Annotated in this window: 8 protein-coding genes; 3 read left to right on the top strand and 5 right to left on the bottom strand. The window is 69.2% G+C overall.

The window, feature by feature from the left end:
- Window positions 1-12: 12 nt before the first annotated feature.
- Window positions 13-1,461, bottom strand: a complete 1,449-nt coding sequence (locus tag AWB92_RS31225; protein WP_085190992.1) for a PE family protein — start codon at window positions 1,459-1,461, stop codon at window positions 13-15.
- An 883-nt stretch (window positions 1,462-2,344) separates the two neighbouring features.
- On the opposite strand from AWB92_RS31225, the gene AWB92_RS26585 reads away from it, so the two are divergent.
- Together AWB92_RS26585 and AWB92_RS26580 are read left to right on the top strand one after the other, a co-directional pair.
- Window positions 2,345-2,623 carry a hypothetical protein gene (locus tag AWB92_RS26585; RefSeq protein ID WP_085190989.1) on the top strand — a complete coding sequence of 93 codons (279 nt, stop codon included), beginning with the start codon at window positions 2,345-2,347 and terminating at the stop codon, window positions 2,621-2,623.
- A gap of 175 nt (window positions 2,624-2,798) precedes the next feature.
- Window positions 2,799-3,473 (top strand): isoprenylcysteine carboxylmethyltransferase family protein, encoded by a 675-nt coding sequence (locus AWB92_RS26580; protein ID WP_085190987.1) that lies wholly within the window; start codon window positions 2,799-2,801, stop codon window positions 3,471-3,473.
- A gap of 24 nt (window positions 3,474-3,497) precedes the next feature.
- Here the strand turns inward: AWB92_RS26580 and AWB92_RS31220 are convergent, their stop codons facing one another.
- From AWB92_RS31220 to AWB92_RS26565, 3 genes are read right to left on the bottom strand one after another with little or no spacing between them, the layout of a single operon-like run.
- The gene (locus AWB92_RS31220; protein WP_173817494.1) at window positions 3,498-16,097 is read right to left on the bottom strand and encodes a non-ribosomal peptide synthetase; all 12,600 of its coding nucleotides are present in this window, start codon (window positions 16,095-16,097) and stop codon (window positions 3,498-3,500) included.
- Window positions 16,098-16,101: 4 nt separating this feature from the next.
- On the bottom strand, window positions 16,102-20,667 hold the full coding sequence (locus AWB92_RS30140) for a non-ribosomal peptide synthetase (protein ID WP_085190984.1): 4,566 nt from the start codon (window positions 20,665-20,667) through the stop codon (window positions 16,102-16,104).
- A 5-nt stretch (window positions 20,668-20,672) separates the two neighbouring features.
- Window positions 20,673-20,903, bottom strand: coding sequence for an MbtH family protein (locus tag AWB92_RS26565; protein ID WP_067160589.1), 231 nt, complete (start codon window positions 20,901-20,903; stop codon window positions 20,673-20,675).
- A 791-nt stretch (window positions 20,904-21,694) separates the two neighbouring features.
- On the opposite strand from AWB92_RS26565, the gene AWB92_RS26560 reads away from it, so the two are divergent.
- Window positions 21,695-22,501, top strand: coding sequence for a class I SAM-dependent methyltransferase (locus AWB92_RS26560; RefSeq protein ID WP_158090413.1), 807 nt, complete (start codon window positions 21,695-21,697; stop codon window positions 22,499-22,501).
- Between the two features lie 13 nt (window positions 22,502-22,514).
- On the opposite strand, the gene AWB92_RS26555 is transcribed toward AWB92_RS26560, so the two are convergent.
- A complete protein-coding gene (locus AWB92_RS26555; protein WP_158090412.1) occupies window positions 22,515-23,477 on the bottom strand; it encodes a sulfotransferase in 963 nt (320 codons plus the stop codon).
- Between the last annotated feature and the right edge of the window lie 6 nt (window positions 23,478-23,483).

Below are 23,483 nucleotides of genomic sequence, written 5' to 3'. Positions count from 1 at the left end.
ATTCGGCCGTCGCTACGGTGTGATGACCTGCCCGGGGTTGCCGGGGGTCCCGCCGGTGCCGCCGGCCGCGCCGCCGGTTCCGACGGTGGTGTTGCCCGGGGTGATCGCGAAGACGTTGCCCCCGTTGCCCCCGTTGCCGCCGGTGACGCCGCCGCCGCCGGTCCCGCCGGTGCCGCCGATGGAATGTCCCGTCGCCAAGTAGTTCTGCGCGGTGCCGCCCGTACCGCCGGTGCCGCCGACCGTGACGCCGAATCCACCGGTGCCGCCGAGCCCGCCGGTGGCCGTGCCCCACCCGGGCGGGTAGAGCGCCAGGCCGTTGAAAGTGTCGATGGTGAAGTTATAGGGACCCATGATCGCGCCGCCCCCGTGGCCGCCGTTGCCCCCGGCGCCGACCGTGCCGATGCCGCCCTCGCCGCCGGTCCCGCCGGTGGCGGTTCCCCAGCCCAGGTTGAACGCGACACCGCCCGCGCCGCCGTCACCGCCGGTGGCGCCCTGGCCACCGGCACCGCCGGTACCGCCCAACGTAAAGCCGGCGCCGCCGGCCCCGCCGGTGCCGCCCTGGCCGGTGAGGCTCATGCCGCCCGCCCCGCCGGTACCGCCTTGCGGAACGCCCACGCCCAATTCGGCGCCCCCGAGGAAGCCCGTGTTGCCGCCAGCTCCGCCGGTGCCGCCGGTCGCATCCGTTGCGCTGCCGCCGGTCCCACCGGCCCCACCGACACCCGACAGGAACCCACCGGGCCCGCCGATGCCGCCGTTACCACCGTTCACCCCTGAGGTGAGGGACGCCCCGCCGGCACCGCCGGCCCCGCCGTTGCCGCCCCAAATGGCGGCCCCGCCGTTCCCGCCGGCCGCACCGGCGCCGCCCAGGCCGCCGGCGCCGCCGTTGCCGAAGATCCCGGCCTGCCCGCCGTTGCCGCCCGCCACGCCGGCGATGGTGGAGTCCCAGCCTTTACCGCCATTGCCGAGCAGCAAGCCACCGTTCTGGCCGTTGGGGCTGGCCTGGGTCCCGTCGGCGCCGTCGAAGAACAGGGGGGCACCGACGAGCTGCTGGCTGGTCTGGTTCAACTCGTACATCACGGTCCCCAGGACGTCGGTCCTGGGCGGCGGGGTCGCCCCGGAGGCGTCGGCCACCGCGTTCCAGATCGGCGCGAAGATCGAATAGGGCGAAATGCTGGCGGCGTTGGTCGCCTCGGCCGCCGCATATGCCCCGCCCGACCCGGTCAGGGCCTGCACGAACTGGGATTGAAACGTCGCCGCCTGAGCGCTCAAGGCCTGAAACTGCTTTGCGACGTCGGAGAACACGGACGCGACCGCCGCCGAAACCTCGTCACCGGCCGCCGCGACGACACCGGTGGTCGAGGCCGCCGCCGCCGAATTCGCAGCGCTGACCGACGAGCCGATGCTCGCCACCTTCGCCGCCACGGCCGCAAGCACATCCGGCGCTGCGATCACATAGGACACGGCTGACCTCCGAAGACCGCCTCCGGCTCGCAGGCCTTCACACGACGATCACGATCCACTGACGAAAGTGAAAACGTATCCCGTTGTACACGTGCCTTACAACGTTTCGCGGGATTTCGTCCGTGGTGTTCCGCAGCCGCGGCGGGCAAGTGGGAAACGGCGACCAGGCGGCGTCCCGGCGTTCGCGCTTGCCACTGCAGCGCGGTCACCGTTGCCAACCCCGGTCACGATCGGCACACATAACGTCATTCATCTCATCCCGCCGTAATCGATCCTAAATCACGATCCGCTGCGGCATTCTCAACTTTGCGTATCTTTCGGTCGATCGGTGCAAAAGTTCGCGAAACCGCGCCGGGTTGCCGCCAACCGAGTACGTCGGACGCCATCGGCGGGGCGCGTCGACGCGCCGAGAGCCGTCCGCCCCGGTCGGCCGGCTCCCCCGAGCCGGTGAAATTTCCGTTGCCGGCAATTTCCCGGGCTCGTCGGCGCCCGTCTCGTCGCCGCCGTTCGGGCTGGTGAACTCCAATTACGTTCGGCGGCGAGCGTGCGGGTCGGCAAACCAAGTGAAAACCTAAATTTGCGTCAGGGACACTTCGCCGGCTTCGAAAAGGAATTTGCCCTCCCCGAGCCCAACGACCCGTACCATCGACCCTTCCTCGAACCCGGGCCGGTACCAGATGCCATGTCAAGCAGGGCAATCAGTTCGTAATGTCCGCACGGGAGGTCCATTTCCGGGCGATAGTTGCCGACATGAAAATGTTTACTGGATCCATTCTCACTTGGCAGATGTTTAATAGCGAAATGCCGTGGGTAAAAATTGCTAAAACTGCCTTCCAGATGGAAAATTACCGATACTGGATCGGTGGCGCGCGATTGGGGGAGCATGGACGAGGACGACTTTCTGGTCGCCGTGGGGGAAGCGGCGCAGGACGCGGTGTGGAAGACGCAGCACCCACTCACCCACCACTTGGCAGAGGACGACCCGCGCCGCGTGCAATACCTGCGTGAGTACCAGATGGCAGTCGGTCGCCAAGTGCTCAACGCGATCGAGAAACTGCGGCGCGGTGGTTCCTGCCTTGACACACCCAGGGAATGCGCGCCCGTAGCTAATTTCGCGTTCCTTCCGGTAGCGCAGGTGCCGGGTGAGCGCCTCCTTCCGTAAGCCTTAGCCGACTCGACGCCCTCGCCGGACCCCACCCCGGGGTCCGGCGTATGGCTATCACGAATCGCACACATCCTTCGGGTGGGCGACGGTAGTTTCAGTGCTGTGCCGCCGGTATGGCTGCGGCAATGAACGCTGCGCTCTTAACGTCCCACGGACGGACGAAGGAGGATGGGTGAAAACCATTCCTAAAATGCTGGTCTTCGGTGTTGTCGAGTTCGTCGTGTTCGGCGCGATGCTGTTTTTTCCCGCGGGCACATTCAATTACTGGCAGGCATGGGTTTTTCTGGTGGTCGTCGGAATCACGGCCTGGATCCCCGCGGTCTACTTACTCCGTAGGAATCCCGCCGCGCTGGAGGCCCGGATGCGAGGGGGCCCCGCGGCCGAGGCCCGGCTGGCGCAGCGCGTCATCATCGCCGGCTTGTACGGATCGCTGGCCGCCATGGTCGTGGTCAGCGCCCTCGATCATCGCTTCGGCTGGTCGCCGGTGCCGACGGCGGTCTGCGTGGTCGGAGACGTCCTGGTGGCCATCGGCCTGGGCGTGGTGGCGCTGGTGATCATCCAGAACAGCTACGCGTCGGCGACCGTCCAGGTGCAGTCGGGCCAAGAGGTCGTCTCCAGCGGTCTGTACGGGCTGGTGCGGCATCCGATGTACACGGGCAACGTGATCATGATGGTCGGCATCCCCCTTGCGCTCGGTTCTTACTGGGGACTGGTTTTCGTCGTTCCCGGCCTGCTCGCGCTGGCCTCGCGCATCCGCGACGAGGAGAAGCTGCTCCAGCAGGAGTTGGACGGATACCGCGAGTACACGCAGAAGGTTCGCTACCGCCTAGTGCCGTCCATGTGGTAGGGACCGCACCGGCCCCGTGCGCGGCTAATCGCCGGCCGGGCTGGCGGCGGGAACGTCCACCGCGCAGGCATGTCCGGCCAAGCGCTGGCTCAACCGCCTGACCGACGGGGCCTCGAACAGCGCGGTCACCTCGAGGTCGGCGTCGAGGGCCGTGTTGATCGTGGCGGTAGCTCGCATCGCGGCAAGGGAGTCCCCGCCGAGGTCGAAGAACGACTCGTCGATTCCGACGTGGTCCACCCCGAGCACCTGCGCGTAGATGCCGGTCAAGATCTGTTCGACCAGGCTGGTGGGGGCATGGTGGCCGTTGCCGTTGCCGTTGCGGTTGTGATCCGGCGCTGACGGGGCCGGCGCCGGGTGGTAGCTCGACCGGTCTGGTCGCACATGCTTCCCGTCGTCTCGCACCTCGATCGACGACAACGGTCGCGTCGGACCGGTGGTCATCGCGACCAGCGTCTGCTGGAACCGCTCGATCAGCGCCTCGATGTCGGCCGGCTCGAACACGTCCGCGCGGAATTGGACGTGCAACTCCAACTCCCGGCCCGGCAGCGCTTGGACGGTGAGCGGGTAGTGGTAGTAGTCGCGGTTGGCGATGTCGGTGATGGCCAACCCGTCGGTCCCCGCCAAGGCGGCGGGATCGGCGGGGTAGTTCTCGTAGACAAACACGGTGTCGAAGAGCCTTGTGTGGCCGGTGACGCGGTGGACCTCGCTCAGCGCCAGATGCTGGTGGTCCAGCGTGCGGTTGTGTTCGCCTTGCAATTGATCCAGCAGGTCGGTGGTGGTGGTCTCCCCCGTGATGGTCGCCCGCACCGGGACCGTGTTGATGAACAGGCCGACCATCGAGTCCGCGCCGGGCACCTCGGCCGGCCGCCCGGAGACCACGGCGCCGAAGGCGACGTCGCGTTGGCCGGTCAGCCACGTCAGCAGCTGCGCCCAGGCGGCCTGCAGCACGGTGCTCACCGTGGTGTGCCGCGTGCGCGCCAACTCGCCGAGCGCCCGGGTGGTGTCTTCGGGCACCCGGAACGACGTGACGCCGCGCCGGCCCAGCCCGAACCAATCCGGCGGCCCGACGAGTGTGGGCGCGTCGAAGCCGTCGAATATCTCGCGCCAGACGGCGCGGGCGCCGTCGACGTCACGGCCGGCCAGCCACGACACGAACCTGCGATAAGAACCGGCCGCGGGTAGCCGCTGGCCGTAATAGCTGGCGAACAGTTCGCCCAGCAGGATCGGCAGCGACCACCCGTCCAGCACGATGTGGTGATTGGTCAGCACGAATCGGTGCCGGTCTTGCCCGGTGCGGATCAGCGCGACCCGCAGGGCGGGATGCTCGGCCAAGTCGTAGACCGCGGCGCGTTCGGCGGCGCAGACCTCCTGGATCTGCGCGTCGACGTCCGCATCGCCCCCGCTGAGGTCGAGATAGCGCCACGGCACCACGGGGTCGGCCGGGATGATCTGCACCGGTTGGTCGAACCGCGCGCTGAAGCGGGCCGCCAGGTTGGGGTGTCGGGCGACCACGGTGTGCACGGCGTCCCGCAGGCGGTGCTGGTCGAGCCGACCGCTCAGCGTGACGTCGAGCTGCACCGCGTACACGTCGTCGCCGCCCTGGGCGGTGCTGGCGTGGAACAGCAGCCCCTGCTGCAGCGGGGTCAGCGGCAGCACGTCGGCGATGCGGTGTTGCCGCGCCAGCTCGTCGATCTGCAGCTGGGTCAGCCGGGCGGGCGCGATGTCCGACGGCGTCAAGCCGCCGCCACCGCTGCGCACGTGCGCGCAGATGCCGGCCAGCGCGTCGAACCACAACCGGCTCAGCCGGGTGACCCGCGCCCGATCCAGGGCCGACGGGGCCCACGTCCACCCCGCGCGCAGGCGGGGACCGGTCTCGGCGTCCAGGGTGCCCGCGTTGAGCTCGACGGTGTGCATCAGCGGCATGGGCGTCGCCGCGGCGACGCCGGTCACCGACCAGCCGTCCTGGCGGATCTCCCAGATGTCCCCGGACACCTCGGTCGCCGCGGCGCCCAGCCGCCCGAGGTAGTTGAACCCGATCGTCGGGTCGGGCCCCTCCAGGTCGACGTCGCTGTTCAGGTAGCGCAGCATCCCGTAGGTCAGGCCGTCCGGCAGGGCGCGAAGCTGCTCCTTGGCGTCTTTGATCACCGCGCCCAGCCCCGCGTCACCGGCCAGGACCTGCGCCCAGTCCAGGCCGCCCACCGCGAGCGCCACGGGGTACTTGGTGGTGAACCACCCCACCGTGCGCGACAGGTCGACGCCTGGGTCCAGCTCCTCCTGGCGCCCGTGACCTTCCGCATCGATCACGATGGGTGCGGCCCCGGTGCCCAAGAACTCGGCACAGGCCAAGGCGAACGCGATCAACAAGATCTCGTGGATGCCGGCGTGGAACGCCGCCGGCACCTCGCCGAGCAGCATCCGGGTCGTCTCGGCGTCGAGCTCGACCGACAGGTTCCCGGCAGTCGCATAGGTGTCCACCGCGGGTTGCACCGCCGGCAACTCCGCGGGCAGCGCGGCGATCTGCCGCCACGCGGGCGCCTGCTCCACGACCTCGGGACGGTGGGCGTGCTCGGCCAGCAGCGCCGCCCACCGGGCGAACGATGTCCGCGGCGCCGGCAACACCACCTGCTGGCCGCCGCGGTGCTGGGCCCAGGCCAGGTTGAGGTCCTCGAGCAGGATCCGCCACGACACCCCATCGACCGCCAGGTGGTGAACGATCAACAGCAGCTGCCCGGTGGGAGCCGCCCACAGCGCGCTCAGCATCACCCCGGCGGCCGGGTTCAACCGCGACCGCGCCGCGGTGACCGCGTCGTCGGACAGCACGTCCACCGTCTGCAGGCACCCGCGCGCGTCCACCGCACCGGGCTCGGGCACCGTCACCGACCACCCGTCGGTGTTGTAGTCGTCGACGCGCAGCCGCAACATCGGGTGCCGATCCAGCAAGGCCTGCAACACCGCCACCACGTCGGACGACGTCACCCCCACCGGGGCCTGCACCAGCACGGTCTGGTTGAACTCGTCGACCGGTCCATCCACGCTCTGCAGCCAGCGCATGATGGGCGTGGCCACCACCGCGCCGACGCCCTCGTCGATCACCTCGGCGTCGTCGGCGACCACCCCGGCCGCCCGGGCGAGCTTGGCCACCGTCTGCTCGACGAAGATGTCGCGCGGCCGAACCACCACGCCGGCGGCGCGCGCCCGCGCCACCACCTGCATCGACAGGATGCTGTCCCCGCCGAGTTCGAAGAACGACTCCTCGACCCCGACCCGCTCCAGCCCCAGCACCTGCGCGTAGATGCCGGCCAGGATCTCCTCGACCGCATCGGCCGGGGCGCGGTAGTGATCGACGTCCTGATACTCCGGCGCCGGCAGGGCGCGGGTGTCGAGTTTGCCGTTGACCGTCAGCGGCAGGGCGTCCAGCGCCACCACCGCGGCCGGCACCATGTAGGCCGGCAGCCGGTCGGCCAGCGCGGCGCGCACCTCGGCCGGGTCCGCCGTCCCGGTCACGTAACCGACCAGGCGCTTGTCGCCGGGGCGGTCCTCGCGGGCGATCACCACCGCCTGCTCGACGCCGTCGAGGCCGTTCAGTGTCGCCTGGACCTCGCCGAGCTCGATGCGATAGCCACGGATCTTGACCTGCTCGTCGGCGCGCCCCATGTAACGCAGCTGCCCGTCGGCGCCCCAGCTCATCAGGTCGCCGGTGCGGTACATGCGCGCCCCCGGCCCGCCGAACGGACACGCGACGAACCGCGTCCCGGTCAGGCCCGCGCGCCCGATGTACCCGTGCGCCAAGCCGGCGCCGGCGACGTACAGCTCGCCGACCACACCGGGGGGCACGGGCTGCAACGACCTGTCGAGCACGAAGAAACCCAGGTGGCCCAGCGGCACCCCGATGGGGCTCACGGCCGTGTCGACGTCGTCGGCGACGATCTCGCGGAACGAGGCGTGCACCGTCGTCTCGGTGATGCCGTACATATTGATCAGCCGGGGCCGAGCCGGGTGACTGTCCAGCCACGTGCGCAGGCGCTGCGGTTCGAGCGCCTCGCCGCCGAACACCACGGCCTCCAGCTGCAACTGGGACGCCAGCTCGGGCTGCAACGCGTCGGCGGCCTGCAGGGCGTAGAACGCCGACGGCGTCTGGCTCAGGATGCTGACCCTTTCGGTCATTAGCAGGGCGTGCAGGTCTTCGGGCGAGCGCACCACCGAGTCGGGCGCCACCACCACGCGACCGCCGTAGAGCAGCGCGCCCCAGATCTCCCACACCGAGAAATCGAACGCCAGCGAGTGACACTGCGACCACACCTGGCCCACCAGGTCCATGTCGCCGGCCAGGGTGTCCAGCAGCCGGGTGACGTTGCGATGCGGGACCGCGACGCCCTTGGGCGTCCCGGTCGTGCCCGAGGTGTAGATGATGTAGGCGACGTCGTCCGGGCAGGCCGCCGACAACGAGGTGCCGAGGCGGGCGTCGGCGGCGTCTTCGGTGGCGTCTTGGACATCGATGATCAGCAGATCGTGTCCGTCCAGCCGCGGGCGGTACTCCGCGATGGTGATCGCGGCGACGGGCGCGGCGTCGCCGAGCACGAACTGCATCCGGGCCTCCGGCACCGCCGGATCGATCGGCACGTACGCCGCCCCGGTCTTGACCACCGCCAGGATCGCCACGATGGCCTCGGCCGAGCGGGGCAGCAGCAGCGCCACGCGCCGGCCCGGCCCCACGCCCCCGCGGGCCAACAGGCGAGCCAACCGGTTTGCCGCGTCGTCGAGTTCGCGGTAGGTCATCGACCGGTCTTCGAAGGTCACCGCGGGGGCGTCGGGCACCCGCGCCACCTGGGCGGCGAACAGCTCCGGAATCGACACCGGTGGGCTCGCCGGCTCGGTCAACGCGACCCGGTTGCCCCAGTCCTCCAACCGGATTCGCTCGGCGTTATCGAGCACGCCGATCGACGACAGCCGCCGGGTCGGGTCGCTGGTCATCGCAACCAGCACGCGCTGCAACCGCTCGATCAGGGTTTCGATGGTGGCCGCGTCGAACACGTCGGTGCGGAATTCCACCACCCCGCCGATGCCGGCCGGCTCACCGTCCGCATCCAAGTGCTCTTCGAGGGAAAGCGCCAGGTCCATGCGGGCGGTGCCGGTGTCCACCGGCATCTGGGTGAGCTCCAGCTCTCCCGCCGCGAACCTGGCGGTGGGGTCGCCGGCGGTGTCGTGCAGGGTCCGCCAGGCCAGCATCACTTGGACCAGCGGATGGTGGGTCAGCGACCGGGTCGGGTTCAGCCGCTCGACGACCACTTCGAAGGGCACGTCCTGGTGTTCGTAGGCGGCCAGGCTGCGCGCCCGCACCTGGGCCAGCAGGTCGGCGACGCTCGGGTCGCCCGCCACGTCCACGCGCAACACCAACGTGTTGACGAAGAAGCCGACCAGCTCGTCGAGCGCGGGGTCGCGGCGTCCCCCGATCGGGAAGCCCACCGCCACATCGGAACTCGCGCTGAGCTTGGCCAGCAGCACGGCCAGCGCGGCCTGCATCACCATGAAGTTGGTCGCGTTGTGTTCGCGGGCCACCCGCACGACCTGCCGCTGCAGCTCGACGGGCCACTGCAGCACCACGCTGGCGCCCCGCTGATCGGCCACCGGGGGGTAGGGCCGATCCGTGGGCAGCCCGAGCCGCTCGGGCATCCCCGACAGGGCTTCCTGCCAGTACGCCAGCTGCGCGGCGATGGGGCTGTCCTGATCGTTGAGATCGCCGAATTGCGCGCGCTGCCACAGCGTGTAGTCGACGTACTGGACCGGCAACGGCGTCCAACCGGGTGCCTGTCCGAGACACCGACTGGCGTAGGCGACGGATATGTCACGCACCAGCGGGGGGATCGACAGGCCGTCGGCGGCGATGTGGTGCACCACGGCGACCAGCACGTGTTCGTCGTCGGCGACGCGGAAAAGCCTTGCCCGCAAAGGGATCTCGGCCCCCAGATCGAAGCTGTGCCGCGCCGTCTCCTCGATGCCCGCCTGCAGCCGGCGTGGCGACCACGCGGTCGCGTCGACCACGTCCCAACCGAAGTCGGCCTGCTCGGCGGGCAGCACCAGCTGTTGCGGTATCCCGTCGGGGGCGGCGAACAGGGTGCGCAGGCTTTCGTGGCGGCCCACCACGTCGGCCAGCGCCGCGCAGAACGCGTCGGCATCCAGCCGCCCGCGCAGCCGCAGCGCCACCGCCAGGTTGTAGACCGGTGACGGGCCCTGCAGCTGGTCGATGAACCACAACCGGTGCTGGGCGAACGACAATGGAATGACCGCGGGCCGCTCGACGGCCACCAACGGGTCCAGGCCGCCCTCGTCACCGTGCAGGCGCGTCGCCAACTGGGCCACCGTGGGCGCCTCGAACACGGCGCGCACCGCGACGCCGGCGCCGAGGCCGGTGTTGATCGCGGCGACCAGGCGCATCGCCGACAGCGAATCCCCGCCCAGGTCGAAGAACGAGTCGTCCACCCCGACCCGGTCCACGCCCAACACCTGGGCGTAGATGCCGGCCAGGATTTCCTCGGTCGGGTTGCTCGGCGCACGATAACGATCGGTGGCCTCGTATTCCGGTGCCGGCAGGGCCCTGGCGTCGAGCTTGCCGTTGACCGTCAGCGGCAACGCGTCCAGCGCCACCACCGCGGCCGGCACCATGTACGCCGGCAGCCGCTCGGCCAGCGCGGATCGCAGGGCGGCCGGATCCGCGGTCCCGGTGATGTATCCGACCAGGCGCTTGTCGCCGGGGCGGTCCTCGCGGGCGACCACCACCGCCTGCTCGACGCCGTCGAACGCGGCCAGCGCGGCCCGGACCTCGCCCGGTTCGATGCGGTATCCACGGATCTTGACCTGCTCGTCGGCGCGGCCCAGGTATTGCAGCTGTCCGTCGGCGCGCCACCGCACCAGGTCGCCGGTGCGGTACATGCGGGTCCCGGGCGCGTCCGCGCCGGCGAACGGGCAGGCCACGAAGCGCGAGGCGGTCAGCCCGGTTCGGCCGACGTATCCGACGCCGACGCCGCGGCCGGCCACGTACAGTTCCCCGACCACACCGGCCGGCACCCGCCGCAGCGACTCGTCCAGGACGAACAGCGCCGCCGTCGACACGGGCGCACCTATCGGAGCCGCGCCGGACCCCGCCTGCAGCGGCGCGCTCATCGAGGCGTACACCGTGGCCTCGGTAGGTCCGTAGGCGTTGACCACCACCCGCCCGGGCGCCCATTGGTCCACCACCTCGGCCGAGCAGGCCTCGCCGCCGAGCAGCACCGCCTCGGCCCCCAACCGTTGGGGGGACAGGGCGGCCACCGCCGACGGGGTTTGGGTGAGCACGCTGACCTGTTCCCGGGCCAGCAGGTCGTGGAAGTCGTCCGGTGAGGCGACGACGGACGGGGGCACCACCACCAGCCGCCCGCCGCCGAGCAGCGCGGCCCAGATCTCCCAGACCGAGAAGTCGAACGCGTACGAGTGGCATTGCGTCCACACCTGCGTCGCCGGCAGCGCCGGGTGCGACGACTGCGCCAGGTGCGCCAGGTTGCGGTGGGCGATCGCGACGCCCTTGGGCGTCCCGGTGGTCCCCGAGGTGTAGATCAGGTACGCGATGTCGTCGGCCGACGGCGCCGGCAGCGCGGTGGCCGGTTGGTCGTGGACGGCGGGGGCCTCGAGATCAGCGATGTCGATGACCGTCAGCTCCCGCCCGTCCAGCCGGTCGGCCAGCCCGGCGGTGGTGACCGCGGCGACGGGCGCGGCGTCGCCCAGCATGAAGTCGATACGGGCCGCGGGCAGCGCGGGGTCGATGGCCAGGTAGGCCGCCCCGGTCTTGAGCACCGCCAGCATGGCCACGACGGCCTGGGCCGACCGCTCCAGCAGCAATGCCACACACGCACCGGGGGCCACCCCGAGGCCAGACAGCAAGTGCGCGAACCGATTAGCGGCCTCGTCGAGTTCCCGGTAGGTCATCGTCCGGCCCGCGAAGGTCACCGCCGGCGCCTCCGGGGCGCGGGCCATCTGCGCGGCGAACAGCTCCGGTACCGACACCGCGGCCGGCGCGGGCAGGCTCAAGACCGCGCGGTTGCCCGCCTCGTCGAGGCGGACGTGCTCGGCCTCGTCGAGCAGATCCACCGACGACAGTCGCCGCCCCGGGTCCGCCGTCATGGCGGCCAACACCCGCTTCAGCCGCTCGATCAGCGTTTCGATGCTGGCGGCGTCGAACACGTCGGTCCGGAATTCCACCGACCCGGCGATTCCGGCGGGCTCGCCGTCCTCGGTCCACGTCTCCCCCAGCGAGAACGCCAGGTCGGTGCGGGCGGTCCGGGTGTCGAGCGGCAGCGGTGTGACCTGCAGCCCGCCCAGGGTGAGCCCGGCGGCGGGTCCGCCGGGCCCCTGCCCTTGCCCGCTCTGCCAGGCCAGCATCACCTGGACCAGCGGGTGGTGGGTCAGGCTCCGGGTGGGGTTGAGCCTTTCCACCAGTACCTCGAAGGGCACGTCTTGGTGCTCGTAGGCGGCCAGGCTGCGCGCGCGCACCTGAGCGAGCAGTTCGGCGACGCTGGGGTCGCCGGCCAGATCGACCCGCAACACCAGGGTGTTGACGAAGAAGCCCACCAGCTCGTCCAGCGCGGGGTCCCCTCGCCCGGCGATCGGAAACCCTACGGACACATCGGAACTCGCGCTGAGCTTGGCCAGCAGCACGGCCATGGCGGCCTGCATCACCATGAAGCTGGTGGCGTTGTGTTCGCGGGCCACCCGGGCCACCTGCTGCTGCAGCTCGGCGGGCCAGTCCACCGACACGCTCGCGCCGCGGTAGTCCGCGACCGGCGGGTAGGGCCGATCGGTGGGCAGTTGCAGGTGCTCCGGCATCCCGGACAGGGCCTCTTGCCAGTAGGCCAACTGCGCCGCGATGCGGCTGCCGCTGTCGCTGAGATCGCCGAGCTGGGCGCGCTGCCACAGCGTGTAGTCGGCGTACTGGACCGCCAGATCGGGCCAGTCGGGGGCCTGCCCCACCCTGCGGCAGGCGTACGCCACCCCGAGATCCCGCACCAGCGGGGTGATCGACGCGCCGTCGGCGGCGATGTGATGCACCACGGCCACCAGCACGTGCTCGTCGTCGGCAATCCGGAAAAGCCTTGCCCGCATGGGGATCTCGGATGCCAGGTCGAAGTGGTGGTGCGCCACGGCGTCGAATGCCTCGGCCAGCTGGCCTTCCGACCAGCCGGCGGCGTCGACGACGGCCCAACCGAAGTCGGCCCGCTCGGGGGGCACGATCAGCTGGCGCGGTATGCCGTCGTGCGCGGCGAACAGCGTGCGCAGGCTTTCCTGCCGGACCACCACGTCGGACAGCGCGGCGCCCAGCGCTTCTTCGTCCAAGGCATCCATCCGCCCGCGCAACCGCAGGGCGACCGCCATGTTGTAGATCGTCGACGGGCCCTGGAACTGGTCGATGAACCACAACCGGCTCTGCGCGAACGACAGCGGGATCGCCGCGGGCCGCTCCACGGCCGCGAACGGCAGCAGCGGCTCCAACCGGGCTTCATCCCCACCGATTCGGGCCGCCAACTGGGCGACCGTGGGCGCCTCGAACAACGTGCGCACCGAAAGACCGGCATCCAGGCCGGTGTTGACCGCGGCGACCAGGCGCACGGCCGAGAGCGAATCCCCGCCGAGGTCGAAGAACGAGTCGTCCACCCCGACCAGCCGCGGCGGCTCCACGCCCAGCACCTGCGCGTAGATGCCGGCCAATAGCTCCTCGACCGCGGTGGTCGGGGCGCGGTAGTGGTCGCCGTCCTGATATTCCGGTGCCGGCAGGGCGCGGGTGTCGAGTTTGCCGTTGACCGTCAACGGCAGCGCCTCGATGACCATCACCGCCGCCGGCACCATGTACGCGGGCAGCCGCTCGGCCAGCGCCGCACGCGCCGACGCCCCGAACGAGGCCGGATCGACGCTGCCGGTGACGTAGCCCACCAGGCGCTTGTCCCCGGGTCGGTCTTCGCGGGCGATCACCGCCGCCTGCTTGACGCCGTCCAGCGCCATCAGCGCCGCCTGGATCTCGCCGAGTTCGATGCGATAGCCGCGGATCTTGACCTGCTTGTCGGCGCGCCCGACGTAGCGCAGCTGGCCGTCGGCGCCCCACCACACCAGGTCGCCGGTGCGGTACATCCGGTGTCCCGGCTCCCCGAACGGGCAGGCCACGAACCGCGTCGAGCTCAGCGCCGGCCGGCCGACATAACCGTCCGCCACCCCGGCGCCGGCCACGTACAACTCCCCGACCACGCCAGCCGGGACCGGCCGCAGCCACCCGTCGAGCACGAAGAATCCGAGATGGGCCAGCGGCACCCCGATGGGGCTGGCGATGCTGTCGACGTCGCCGGCGACGATCTCGCGGAACGACGCGTGCACGGTCGTCTCGGTGATGCCGTACATGTTGATCAGCCGTGGCAAACCGGGATGGTTGTCCAGCCAGCCCCGCAGCCGCTGCGGTTCCAGCGCCTCGCCGCCGAACACCACGGCCTCGAGCTTCAGGCGGGGTTCCGGCTCGGGCTGTGCCGCGTCGGCGGTCTGCAAGGCGTAAAACGCCGACGGGGTCTGGCTCAGCACGGTGACCTCTTCGGCCACCAACAGGGCGTGCAGCTCCTGCGGCGAGCGCACCACCGAGTCGGGCACGATCACCAGCCGGCCGCCGTAGAGCAGCGCCCCCCAGATCTCCCACACCGAGAAATCGAACGCCAGCGAGTGACACTGCGACCACACCTGGCCCGCCAATTCCAGGTCGACGTCCAGCGTTTCGAGCAGCCGGGTCACGTTGCGGTGCGGGATCGCCACGCCCTTGGGGGTTCCGGTGGTGCCCGACGTGTAGATGAGGTAGGCGACGTCGTCGGGGGCCGGTGCCGGCATCGGGGTGCTGGGTTCGCGATCGATGGCAGGGTCGTTGATGTCGATGACCGACACATCGCGCCCGTCCAGCCGGTCCGCCAGGCCGGCGTTCGTGATCACGGCGATCGGCGCGGCATCGTCGAGCACAAACCCCATCCGGGCGGCCGGCACTGTCGGATCGATCGGCACGTACGCCGCCCCGGTTTTAAGCACCGCCAGCATCGCGACGACCGCGTCGGCCGACCGCGGCAACAGCAGCGCCACGCGCTGCCCCGGACCCACGCCCTGGCCCGCCAGCAGGTGCGCCAACCGGTTTGCCGCCTGCTTGACCTCGCGGTAGGTCCACGAGCGGTCCCCCGCGCTGATCGCCACCGCCTCCGGCGTGCGCGCCACCTGCGCGCCGAACAGCACCGGAATCGACACCGGCACACCCACCGGCTGGGTCAACCCCGCGCGGTTGCCCCACCGCTCCAGCCGGGCGTGCTCGGCGGGGTCCAGCACATCCATCGACGACAACCGCCGACCGGGATCGGCCGTCATCGCCGCCAGCACCCGCTTGAACCGCTCGATCAGCGTTTCGATGTCGGCCGCGTCGAACACGTCGGTGTCGAATTCGACGCGCAGACCCATTTCCGTGCCGGGCATGGCCTGGACGGCGAGCGGGTAGTGGTTGTACTCGCGGTGGGTGAAATCGGTGATGGCCAAGCCTTGGTCACCTTGGCCGCCCGACAACGCGGCCGCGTCGAGCGGGTAGTTCTCGTAGACGAACATGGTGTCGAACAGCTGGTCCTGGCCGGTGATCCGGTGCAGCTCGCTGAGCGCCAGGTGCTGGTGGTCGAGCGTGTGCTGGTAGGCGTTTTGCAGTTGATCGAGCAGGTCGGCGGTGGTGGTGTTCGAGGTGATGCTCGCCCGCACTGGCACGGTGTTGATGAACAAGCCCACCATCGTGTCGGCGCCGGGCACCTCGGGCGGCCTCCCCGAGACCGTGGTGCCGAAGGTGACGTCGTGCCGGCCGGTCAGCCACATCAGCAGCTGGGCCCACGCGGCCTGCACCACGGTGCTGACGGTGGTGTGGCTGGAGCGAGCCAGCTCGCTCAGCGCCAGCGTGGTCTGCTCGGGCACGTGGAACGACGCCACGCCGCGCGGCCCCAGGCCCAACCGGCCCGGCGGGGCTATCAGCGTGGGGGTGTCGAATCCGGCCAGCGCCTCGCGCCAGGCTTCGCGGGCGGCATCTAGGTCGCGACTGGTCAGCCAGGTCACGAAGCTGCGATATTTCGCCGCCGCCGGCAGCCACTGCCCGTGATAGCTGGCGAATATCTCACCCAGCAGGATCGGCAGCGACCAGCCGTCCATCACGATGTGGTGGTTCGTCAGCACCAGCCGGTGCTGATCTTCGCCGATGCCGATGAGCGCGGCGCGGAAGGCCGGCTGGTTGGTGAGATTGCAGACCGCGGCGCGTTCGGCGGCGCACACCTCGCGGATCTGCTCGTCGGTGTGCGGGCGGCCCCCGCGCAGGTCGACGTAGCGCCACGGCACCACGGGATCGGCCGGGATGATCTGCACCGGCTGGTCGAACTTGTCGGAGAACCGGGCCGCGAGGTTGGGATGGCGGGTGACCACCGCGAGCACGGCGTCGCGCAGGCGATCCTGATCGAGCGGACCACTCAGCGCGATCTCCAGCTGCACCGAATAGATGTCGTCGCCGCCCTGGGCGGTGATGGCATGGAACCACAACCCCTGCTGTAGGGGGGTCAGTGGCAATACGTCAGCTATCCGCATATTGCCGCTGGAGGTCGTCGATTTGTTGCTGGCTCAGGCCGGCCGCGATGTCGGAGGGCGTCAACCCGCCCCCGCCGCCGCGCACGTGCGCGCAGATGCCGGCCAACGCGTCGAACCACAACCGGCTCAGCCGGCTGACCTGCGCGTGATTCAGGGTCGAGGGCGCCCACGTCCAGCGGGCGTGCAGCTGCGGGCCGGTGTCGGCGTCGACCGTGCTGGCGTTGAGCTCCACGGTGTGCATCAGCGGCATTGGGATGGCCGCGGCGACGTCGGTGACCGACCAGCCGTCGTGACCGAGCCGCCACACGTCGTCGGACGCCTCGGCCGGCCCGCCGAGCCGTCCCAGGTAGTTGAACCCGATCGGCGGGTCGGACGGGGGCAGCTCGACATCGCCGTTCAGGTAGCGCAACAGACCGTAGGTCAAGCCGTCCGGCAGCGCGCGAAGCTGCTCTTTGGCGTCTTTGACGACCGTCCCCAGCCCCGCGTCACCGGCCACCACCCGCGCCCAGTCCAGCCCTCCGACCGAGACCGACACCGGGTATTTGGTGGTGAACCAGCCGACCGTGCGGGACAGGTCGACATCGGGGGCCAGGTCCTCCCGGCGCCCGTGACCCTCAACGTCGATGACGATCGGCGCGGCAGCGCTGCCCACGAATTCCGCCACCGCCAAGGCGAACGCAATCAACAGGATGTCCTGCACCCCGGCGTGAAACGCCGCCGGCACCTCGTCGAGCACCGCGCGGGTGGTCTCGGCATCCAGCTGCGCCGACAGGCTGCCCGCGGTCTGGTAGGTGTCCACCTCGGGGCGCACCGCCGGCAGCGCCGCGGGCACCGCCGCGATCCGCCGCCAGGCGTCGGCCTGCGCCACCACCTCGGGGCTGCGTGCATGCTCGGCCAGCAGCGACGACCAGTGCGCAAACGACGTTCCGGGCGCCGGCAGCACCAACTGCTGCCCACCGCGATGCTGGGCCCACGCGATGTTGAGGTCCTCCAGCAGGATCCGCCACGACACCCCGTCCACCGCCAGGTGATGAACGATCAACACCAACTGCCCGGTGTCGGGCACCCACAGCGCGCTCAGCATCACCCCGGCGGCCGGGTCCAGCCGCGACCGCGCCTCGATCACCGCCCCGTCGGACAAGGCCGGCACCGCGCGCAGGCACCCGCGGGCGTCCACCGAGCCGGCCTCGGGCACCGTCAGCGACCAGCCGTCCGCACCGTCGCCGTCGACCCGCAGCCGCAGCGTGGCGTGGCGATCCAGCACGGCCTGCAACACCGCCACCACATCGTCGTCGGTCGCCCCGGCGGGCGCCTGAACCAACACGGTCTGGTTGAACTGGTCGACCGGTCCTGCGACACCGTGCAACCAGCGCATGATCGGCGTCGCGACCACCGGACCGAGGCCCTCGTCGCTCACGCCGGCGCCACCGGTGGCGACTTCGGCCACCCGGGCCAGCTGGGCCACGGTTTGCTCGACGAAGATGTCCCGCGGTCGGCACACCACTCCGGCGGCCCGTGCACGCGCCACCACCTGCATCGACAAGATGCTGTCGCCGCCGAGCTCGAAGAACGACTCGTCCACCCCGACGCGCTCCAGCCCGAGCACCTGCGCGTAGATGTCGGCCAGGATCTCCTCGACCGCGTTGCCCGGGGCCCGGTAGCGATCGACGTCCTGGTACTCGGGCGCCGGCAGGGCCCGCTTGTCCAGCTTGCCGTTGACCGTCAGGGGGACCGCGTCGATCACCACCACCGCGGCCGGCACCATGTAGGCCGGCAGCCGCTCGGCCAGCGCGGCGCGCGCTGACGCTGCGAACGAGGCCGGCTCGACGGTCCCGGTCACATACCCCACCAGGCGCTTGTCGCCGGGGCGGTCCTCGCGCGCGATCACGACGGCCTGCTCGACGCCGTCCAGCCCGGCGAGCGCGGCTTGGACCTCGCCCAGCTCGATGCGGAAGCCGCGGATCTTGACCTGCTCGTCGGCCCGACCCACATAACGCAGCTGCCCGTCGGCGCCCCACCACGCCAGGTCCCCGGTGCGATACATGCGGGTACCGGGCTGCCCGAACGGGCACGCGACAAACCGCGTCGACGTCAAACCCGGCCGCCGCCAGTACCCGCACCCCGCGGCGCCGCCGGCCACGTACAACTCACCGACCACCCCGGCCGGCACCTGCCGCATCCACGCGTCGAGGACGAAGAAGGCGTACCGGCCCAGCGGCACGCCGATGGGGCTGAGGGGGCTGTCGACGTCGTCGGGGAAGATCTCCCGGAACGAGGCGTGCACCGTCGTCTCGGTGGTGCCGTACAGGTTGAGCAGCCGCGGCGATTCCGGATGGTTGTCCAGCCACGTCCGCAACCGCTGCGGCTCCAGTGCCTCACCGGCGAAGATCACCGCCCGCAGTTGCAGCTGACGTCCGAGGTCGCGTGCGAGCGCGTCCGCCGTTTGCAGCGCATAAAACGCCGACGGGGTCTGGCTCAGGACTTCGACCCGTTCTTTGACGAGCAGGGCATGGAAATCCTCGGGCGACCGCGCCACCGACTCGGGAACCACCACGAGGCGCCCGCCGGACAGCAGCGCACCCCAGATCTCGCACACCGAGACGTCGAATGCCAGCGAGTGCCACTGCGACCACACCTGTCCGGGGGCCAGCTCGACGTCGAGGGACTCCAGCAGCCGGGTGACGTTGTGGTGGGTGATGGCGACGCCCTTGGGGACGCCGGTCGTCCCCGACGTGTAGATGAGGTAGGCGACGTTGTCCGGCTCCGGCACCGGCAGCGCCGTGCCGGGTTGGGGGCCGACGGCGGGGTCGGCGAGCTGAGCGACGTCGATGATCAGCAGATCGCGCCCGCCGAGCCGGTCGACCAGGCCGGCGGCGGTGATCGCCGCGGTCGGCGCGGCGTCGTCGAGCATGAACTCGATTCGGGCCGCCGGCACCGCCGGGTCGATCGGCACGTACGCCGCGCCGGTCTTGAGCACCGCCAGGATCGCCACGATCGCCTCGGCCGAGCGCTCCAGCAGCAGCGCGACCCGCCGCCCCGGGCCCACCCCGTGGCCGGCCAGCACGTGCGCCAACCGGTCAGCGGCCTCCTCGACCTCGCGGTAGGTCCACGACGAGTCCCCGAACGTGATCGCCATCGCCTCCGGGGCGCGCGCGGCCTGCGCGGCGAACATCGCCGGAATCGACTGCGAAGCAGCCGCGGGCTGGCTTAACACCGCCCGGTTGCCCCACCCGTCCAGCCCGTCCAGCTCCGCGGCATCGAACAGATCCATCGACGAGATCCGCCGCCCCGGGTCGGCGGTCATCGCGACCAGCACCCGGCCCAGCCGCTTCGCCAATTCGGCGACGTCGAAGTTCGCCAACGGGCTGCCGGTGCCCGCCGTGCTGAGGAAAATCTGGTCCCCGCCGCCGGAGAACATCAACGCGAACGCGCCCACCTGAACGGGGTTGGTGAAGGACGCCGACGCCGCGACGCCGGCGAAGTCCATGGTCATTTTCGACGGCATGAAATTGACGCTCACCCGATTGGCCGACCGCCCCTGACCGGCCTTGCGCTCCAGGGCGTGCACCGGGAACCGCTGATGCTCCAGCGCCTCCCGGATCCGTGCGTCGACATATTCACAGAAGCCGGCGACGGTGGAGTTCGGTGAAACGCTCAACACCAGCGGCACCACCCCGGAGACCATCCCCGGCAGCGTTTTGGACTCCGGACGTACGCGCCTGCTGACCGGAAACTCGAGGACCACCTCCGAGCCCTCGGCGCACCACCCGCGCACCAACAGCGCACATGCCGCGGTGATGACCGACGAGCGCGGCACCTTCCACTCGTCGGACAACTCCTGAACTCGTCGGAGGACGGCCGGGTCCAGGCGAACCGGCGCGGAAGGCGCGGACCGCTCTCCCTCATCGGCGGCCGGGAGGAACCCGTTGTGCGGCCCGCTTTCCGGGGGCAGGTTCGCCGTCCAATAGTCCTGATCGTCCCGGTAATCGGTGGACGCTTCGTACTCCGACTCGCAACGCACCAAGTCCGGCAACGAGCCGAAGAACGCGGGCGGAATGGTTGCGTTTGCAACAATCGCGGCGTACACGGTCGCAATTCGATTCGCGATAAGCGTAATTCCGGTACCGTCCACGATTATGTGATGGAAGCACCCGAACAAATAGAATTCATCGGACCATGTTTGAAATAACGTGAAATTGAAAAGCGGTCCGGCCGGGGGCATCGGTGTCTGTTGGATCGATAATGCCATTCGACGGGCTTCCTGCACCGGATGGCGGGTGTCGCTCAGGTCGTGGAACGCCACTTCGAGGTCCGGGTAATCGATCGCCCTTTGAAAAACCTGGCCGTCCACCTCGAATACCGCGGCTCTGGCCGGTTCGGCCTCCCGCATCACGTGGCGGATCGCCCGCTGAAGCAATTCGCGGTCTACGGTGCCGTCGAATCGGACAAGCACGCCAAGCTGCCACTCCGTGCCGGAGTGACCCGTTTCTTGCGCGAGCCAAATGTCCAGCTGTCCCCGCGTCAGCGGGAGAGCCCGGTCATCAAGTTCCATCCGGATTACCTATCAAACCCCTGTCCCGCCGCTAACCTTTCGCGCAGAGTTTTCGGCCGTATATCGGTCCAGTTCTGTTCGATGTAGTCCAGGCACGCTGCGCGGTCCGCTTCGCCGTACACCACCCGCCAGCCGGCCGGAACATCGGCGAACGCCGGCCACAGGCTGTGTTGTTCCTCGTCGTTGACCAAGACGAAAAAACTGCCGTCGTCGTCGTCGAACGGATTAGTGCTCACCGCGTCTCCAGACCGTCTAACTGGACATGGGTATAACAAGTTCTAAACCATACTGGAGGCCCACAGAGCTTGTCTAAGCCTTCGTGGAATTTGCGGCGGCCGGGATCTACTAACGCCATCGCATCCGGAATCTTGCCTAGACAAACTAATGGTATGGTTTTACCGGCCGCTTCCCTATCGGTGGTCTGCGGCGCGGCATGGGTCCGTGCGCCCCTGCCGCGACCTGCGGCGACTGGCGTGACGAGCGCGACGACGCCGACGCGGTGGCCTCCGTCGTCGACATGGCCCCGGCCCGGAACGACACCGGGAGATCCGCAGGGGGGTCAAAGTAACCGGGAACCGGTTTCGCCATCGGGCCACACCGCCCTGCCCGCGCGCGGCGCCGAGACCCTCGCTCGGCGTCGCCCGCACACGATATGTATTAGGTGGCGGAAACTGCCGCGCGCCGCCTCGGCGAGACCCTGCCGGCTACCGGGCAACGCCCGCGGCCCATCGGGCGCCCTTCGGACGGCGAAAGCAGCCATGCCAGGGCGACCTGACCGATGAGCCGGCGGCGCCGGCCGGGGCGAATTGGAGGCGTCCGGACCACATGAATTTATGACGTTAACGGGTCCGGGTTGAGCCCTCACCAGACGCGAGCCGGTCGTGTAGCATCCAACGTGATTGAGTGGCGCGAACTGTGTATTCGAAATCAAAATATCCACAAATTAGAGCTGGTTGGGGCGAAATAAATGGACAGCCATAGCGAATCTTCGGCGCAGGTTGAATCGAAGGATAATTCATCGGTTGCAATGTCGGAGCACCTCGCTGACGACCTGCTGTCCACGACCGCCGTCGGGTGGAAAAGCTTTTATAATTTGCTCAGCCGGCGCCTCGAGGACGCCGGGGTCGCCGATTCATCGTTCTTCCTCAATTACGGCTACGCCCCGATGGGATCCAACGACGAATCCGCGTTTACCATTCGCCCGGGAACCTTCAACGCCAACTCGGTCCGGCTGGTGTTCGAAGTCATCGGGTCGGTCGACCTCAACGACCGCACCGTCGTCGAAATCGGATGTGGCCGCGGCGGCAACGCCGCACTGGTGGCGGAGAAGTTCAACGCCCAGGTGATCGGCATCGACATGTCCTCCGAAGCCATCGCGTTCTGCAGCAAGACGCACGTCAAGCGTCCGATCAACTTCATGGTCGGCGACGCACTGAAGGTCCCCCTGCCCGACGCGTCGTGCGATGCCATCGTCAACATCGAGTCCTCGCACTCGTACGGCAACCTGCCGAAATTCCTGGGTGAGGTACGCAGGATCAGCCGACCCGGCGGATGGTTCCTACACACCGACTTCTTAAGCCCCGAGGACTGGGACCAGGTGCGGATGCGGTTGAAGCGCTCGGGCTTCGTCACCGAAAACGACCGGGACATCACGGCGAACGTGCTGGCTTCGCGCGACCAGGCCAGCGACACCTGGGCCCAGGTCTATGGCGACGGAAATGCCCGCGTCGCGAACTTCCTCGCTCTGCCGGGCTCCGCCATCTACGAGCAGATGCGGGCCGGCCTGTTGGAGTACCGGATCCTGCGATCCCAACTGCGCACTGAAGCCGGCTAGCCTCCGGAAGACATCACCACTCGAGGTCTGAATAGAAGAGCCTCGATACCTCGCTTGTTCGCTCTTTGATGGTGAGAATTTCGCGGTCGCTGAGCCGGCTCTTCCAGTTTGAGACATTCACTTTGCTGTTGCGTCTGATGCTGAATTCGTCGCCCCGCTGCGGTTCCGAAGGGTTCTGTTCCCCCGAGCTTGACTCGATGGCGGTACGGACGCCGGCCGTGAATTCGAGGCCGAGCGTCGCATAGATTTTCCGAAAACTGCCCACGGGGTCCAGTGACAATTCTTCGTGCTTGAGGAACAGCCACCCCGGATGGCGCGTGCGATACTCGTCGATGACTGCGTATATGCAGTTCCATAGGAGGGCGCCTACCGGGATGATTTCCTGCTCATGCTCGGCGAAATAACGAATCTCCGATTCGAAGTCCGCCAACCGGGTCTCGCGCATCAGTTGCGACTGACGCAGGAAGTGGTTGAAGTCGAATTTCCAATTCAGAATCTTCAGGCTGGAGCACAGCGCCGCGGGATGCCGGATCATGACCACCACGTTCATGCCGAACTGGCGGGCCAACCAGGGCGCGGAAAACACGGCGTGCGGATCTTTCATGACCGCCGTGTCTTTTCTTATCCGGTGCGTGGAAAGATTGGCAAAGGCCAAAAGGCTTCGTCCCGCTTCGCGCACGCTCCTGGAGTGCAGGAGATTTGTTCGCACCGGGTATTTGAAATCAACCAGGTCATCAAGATATCTCGAGAATCGGTGAGAATTCTCGTCAGTGATGTACTGGAATTTCGCCCTAATGGGATTGGCGAAGCCGCACAAATCGCCGTTTTCCGGAGTGAAAGGCTCATGGATATAACCCATTCCCGGCGCGTGGGCGATCATTCGGCCGGTCCAGGTCGTGCCCGATCGGGGTGCGCCGGTGACGAGAATCCGCTTTCTGACCTCGGGTGGGTCGGCGCACTCCCCTGCAATGGCCACGTCCCG

Source organism: Mycobacterium sp. IEC1808, assembly GCF_002101935.1.
GTDB lineage: Bacteria > Actinomycetota > Actinomycetes > Mycobacteriales > Mycobacteriaceae > Mycobacterium.
This window is presented reverse-complemented; position numbering and strand designations above follow the sequence as displayed.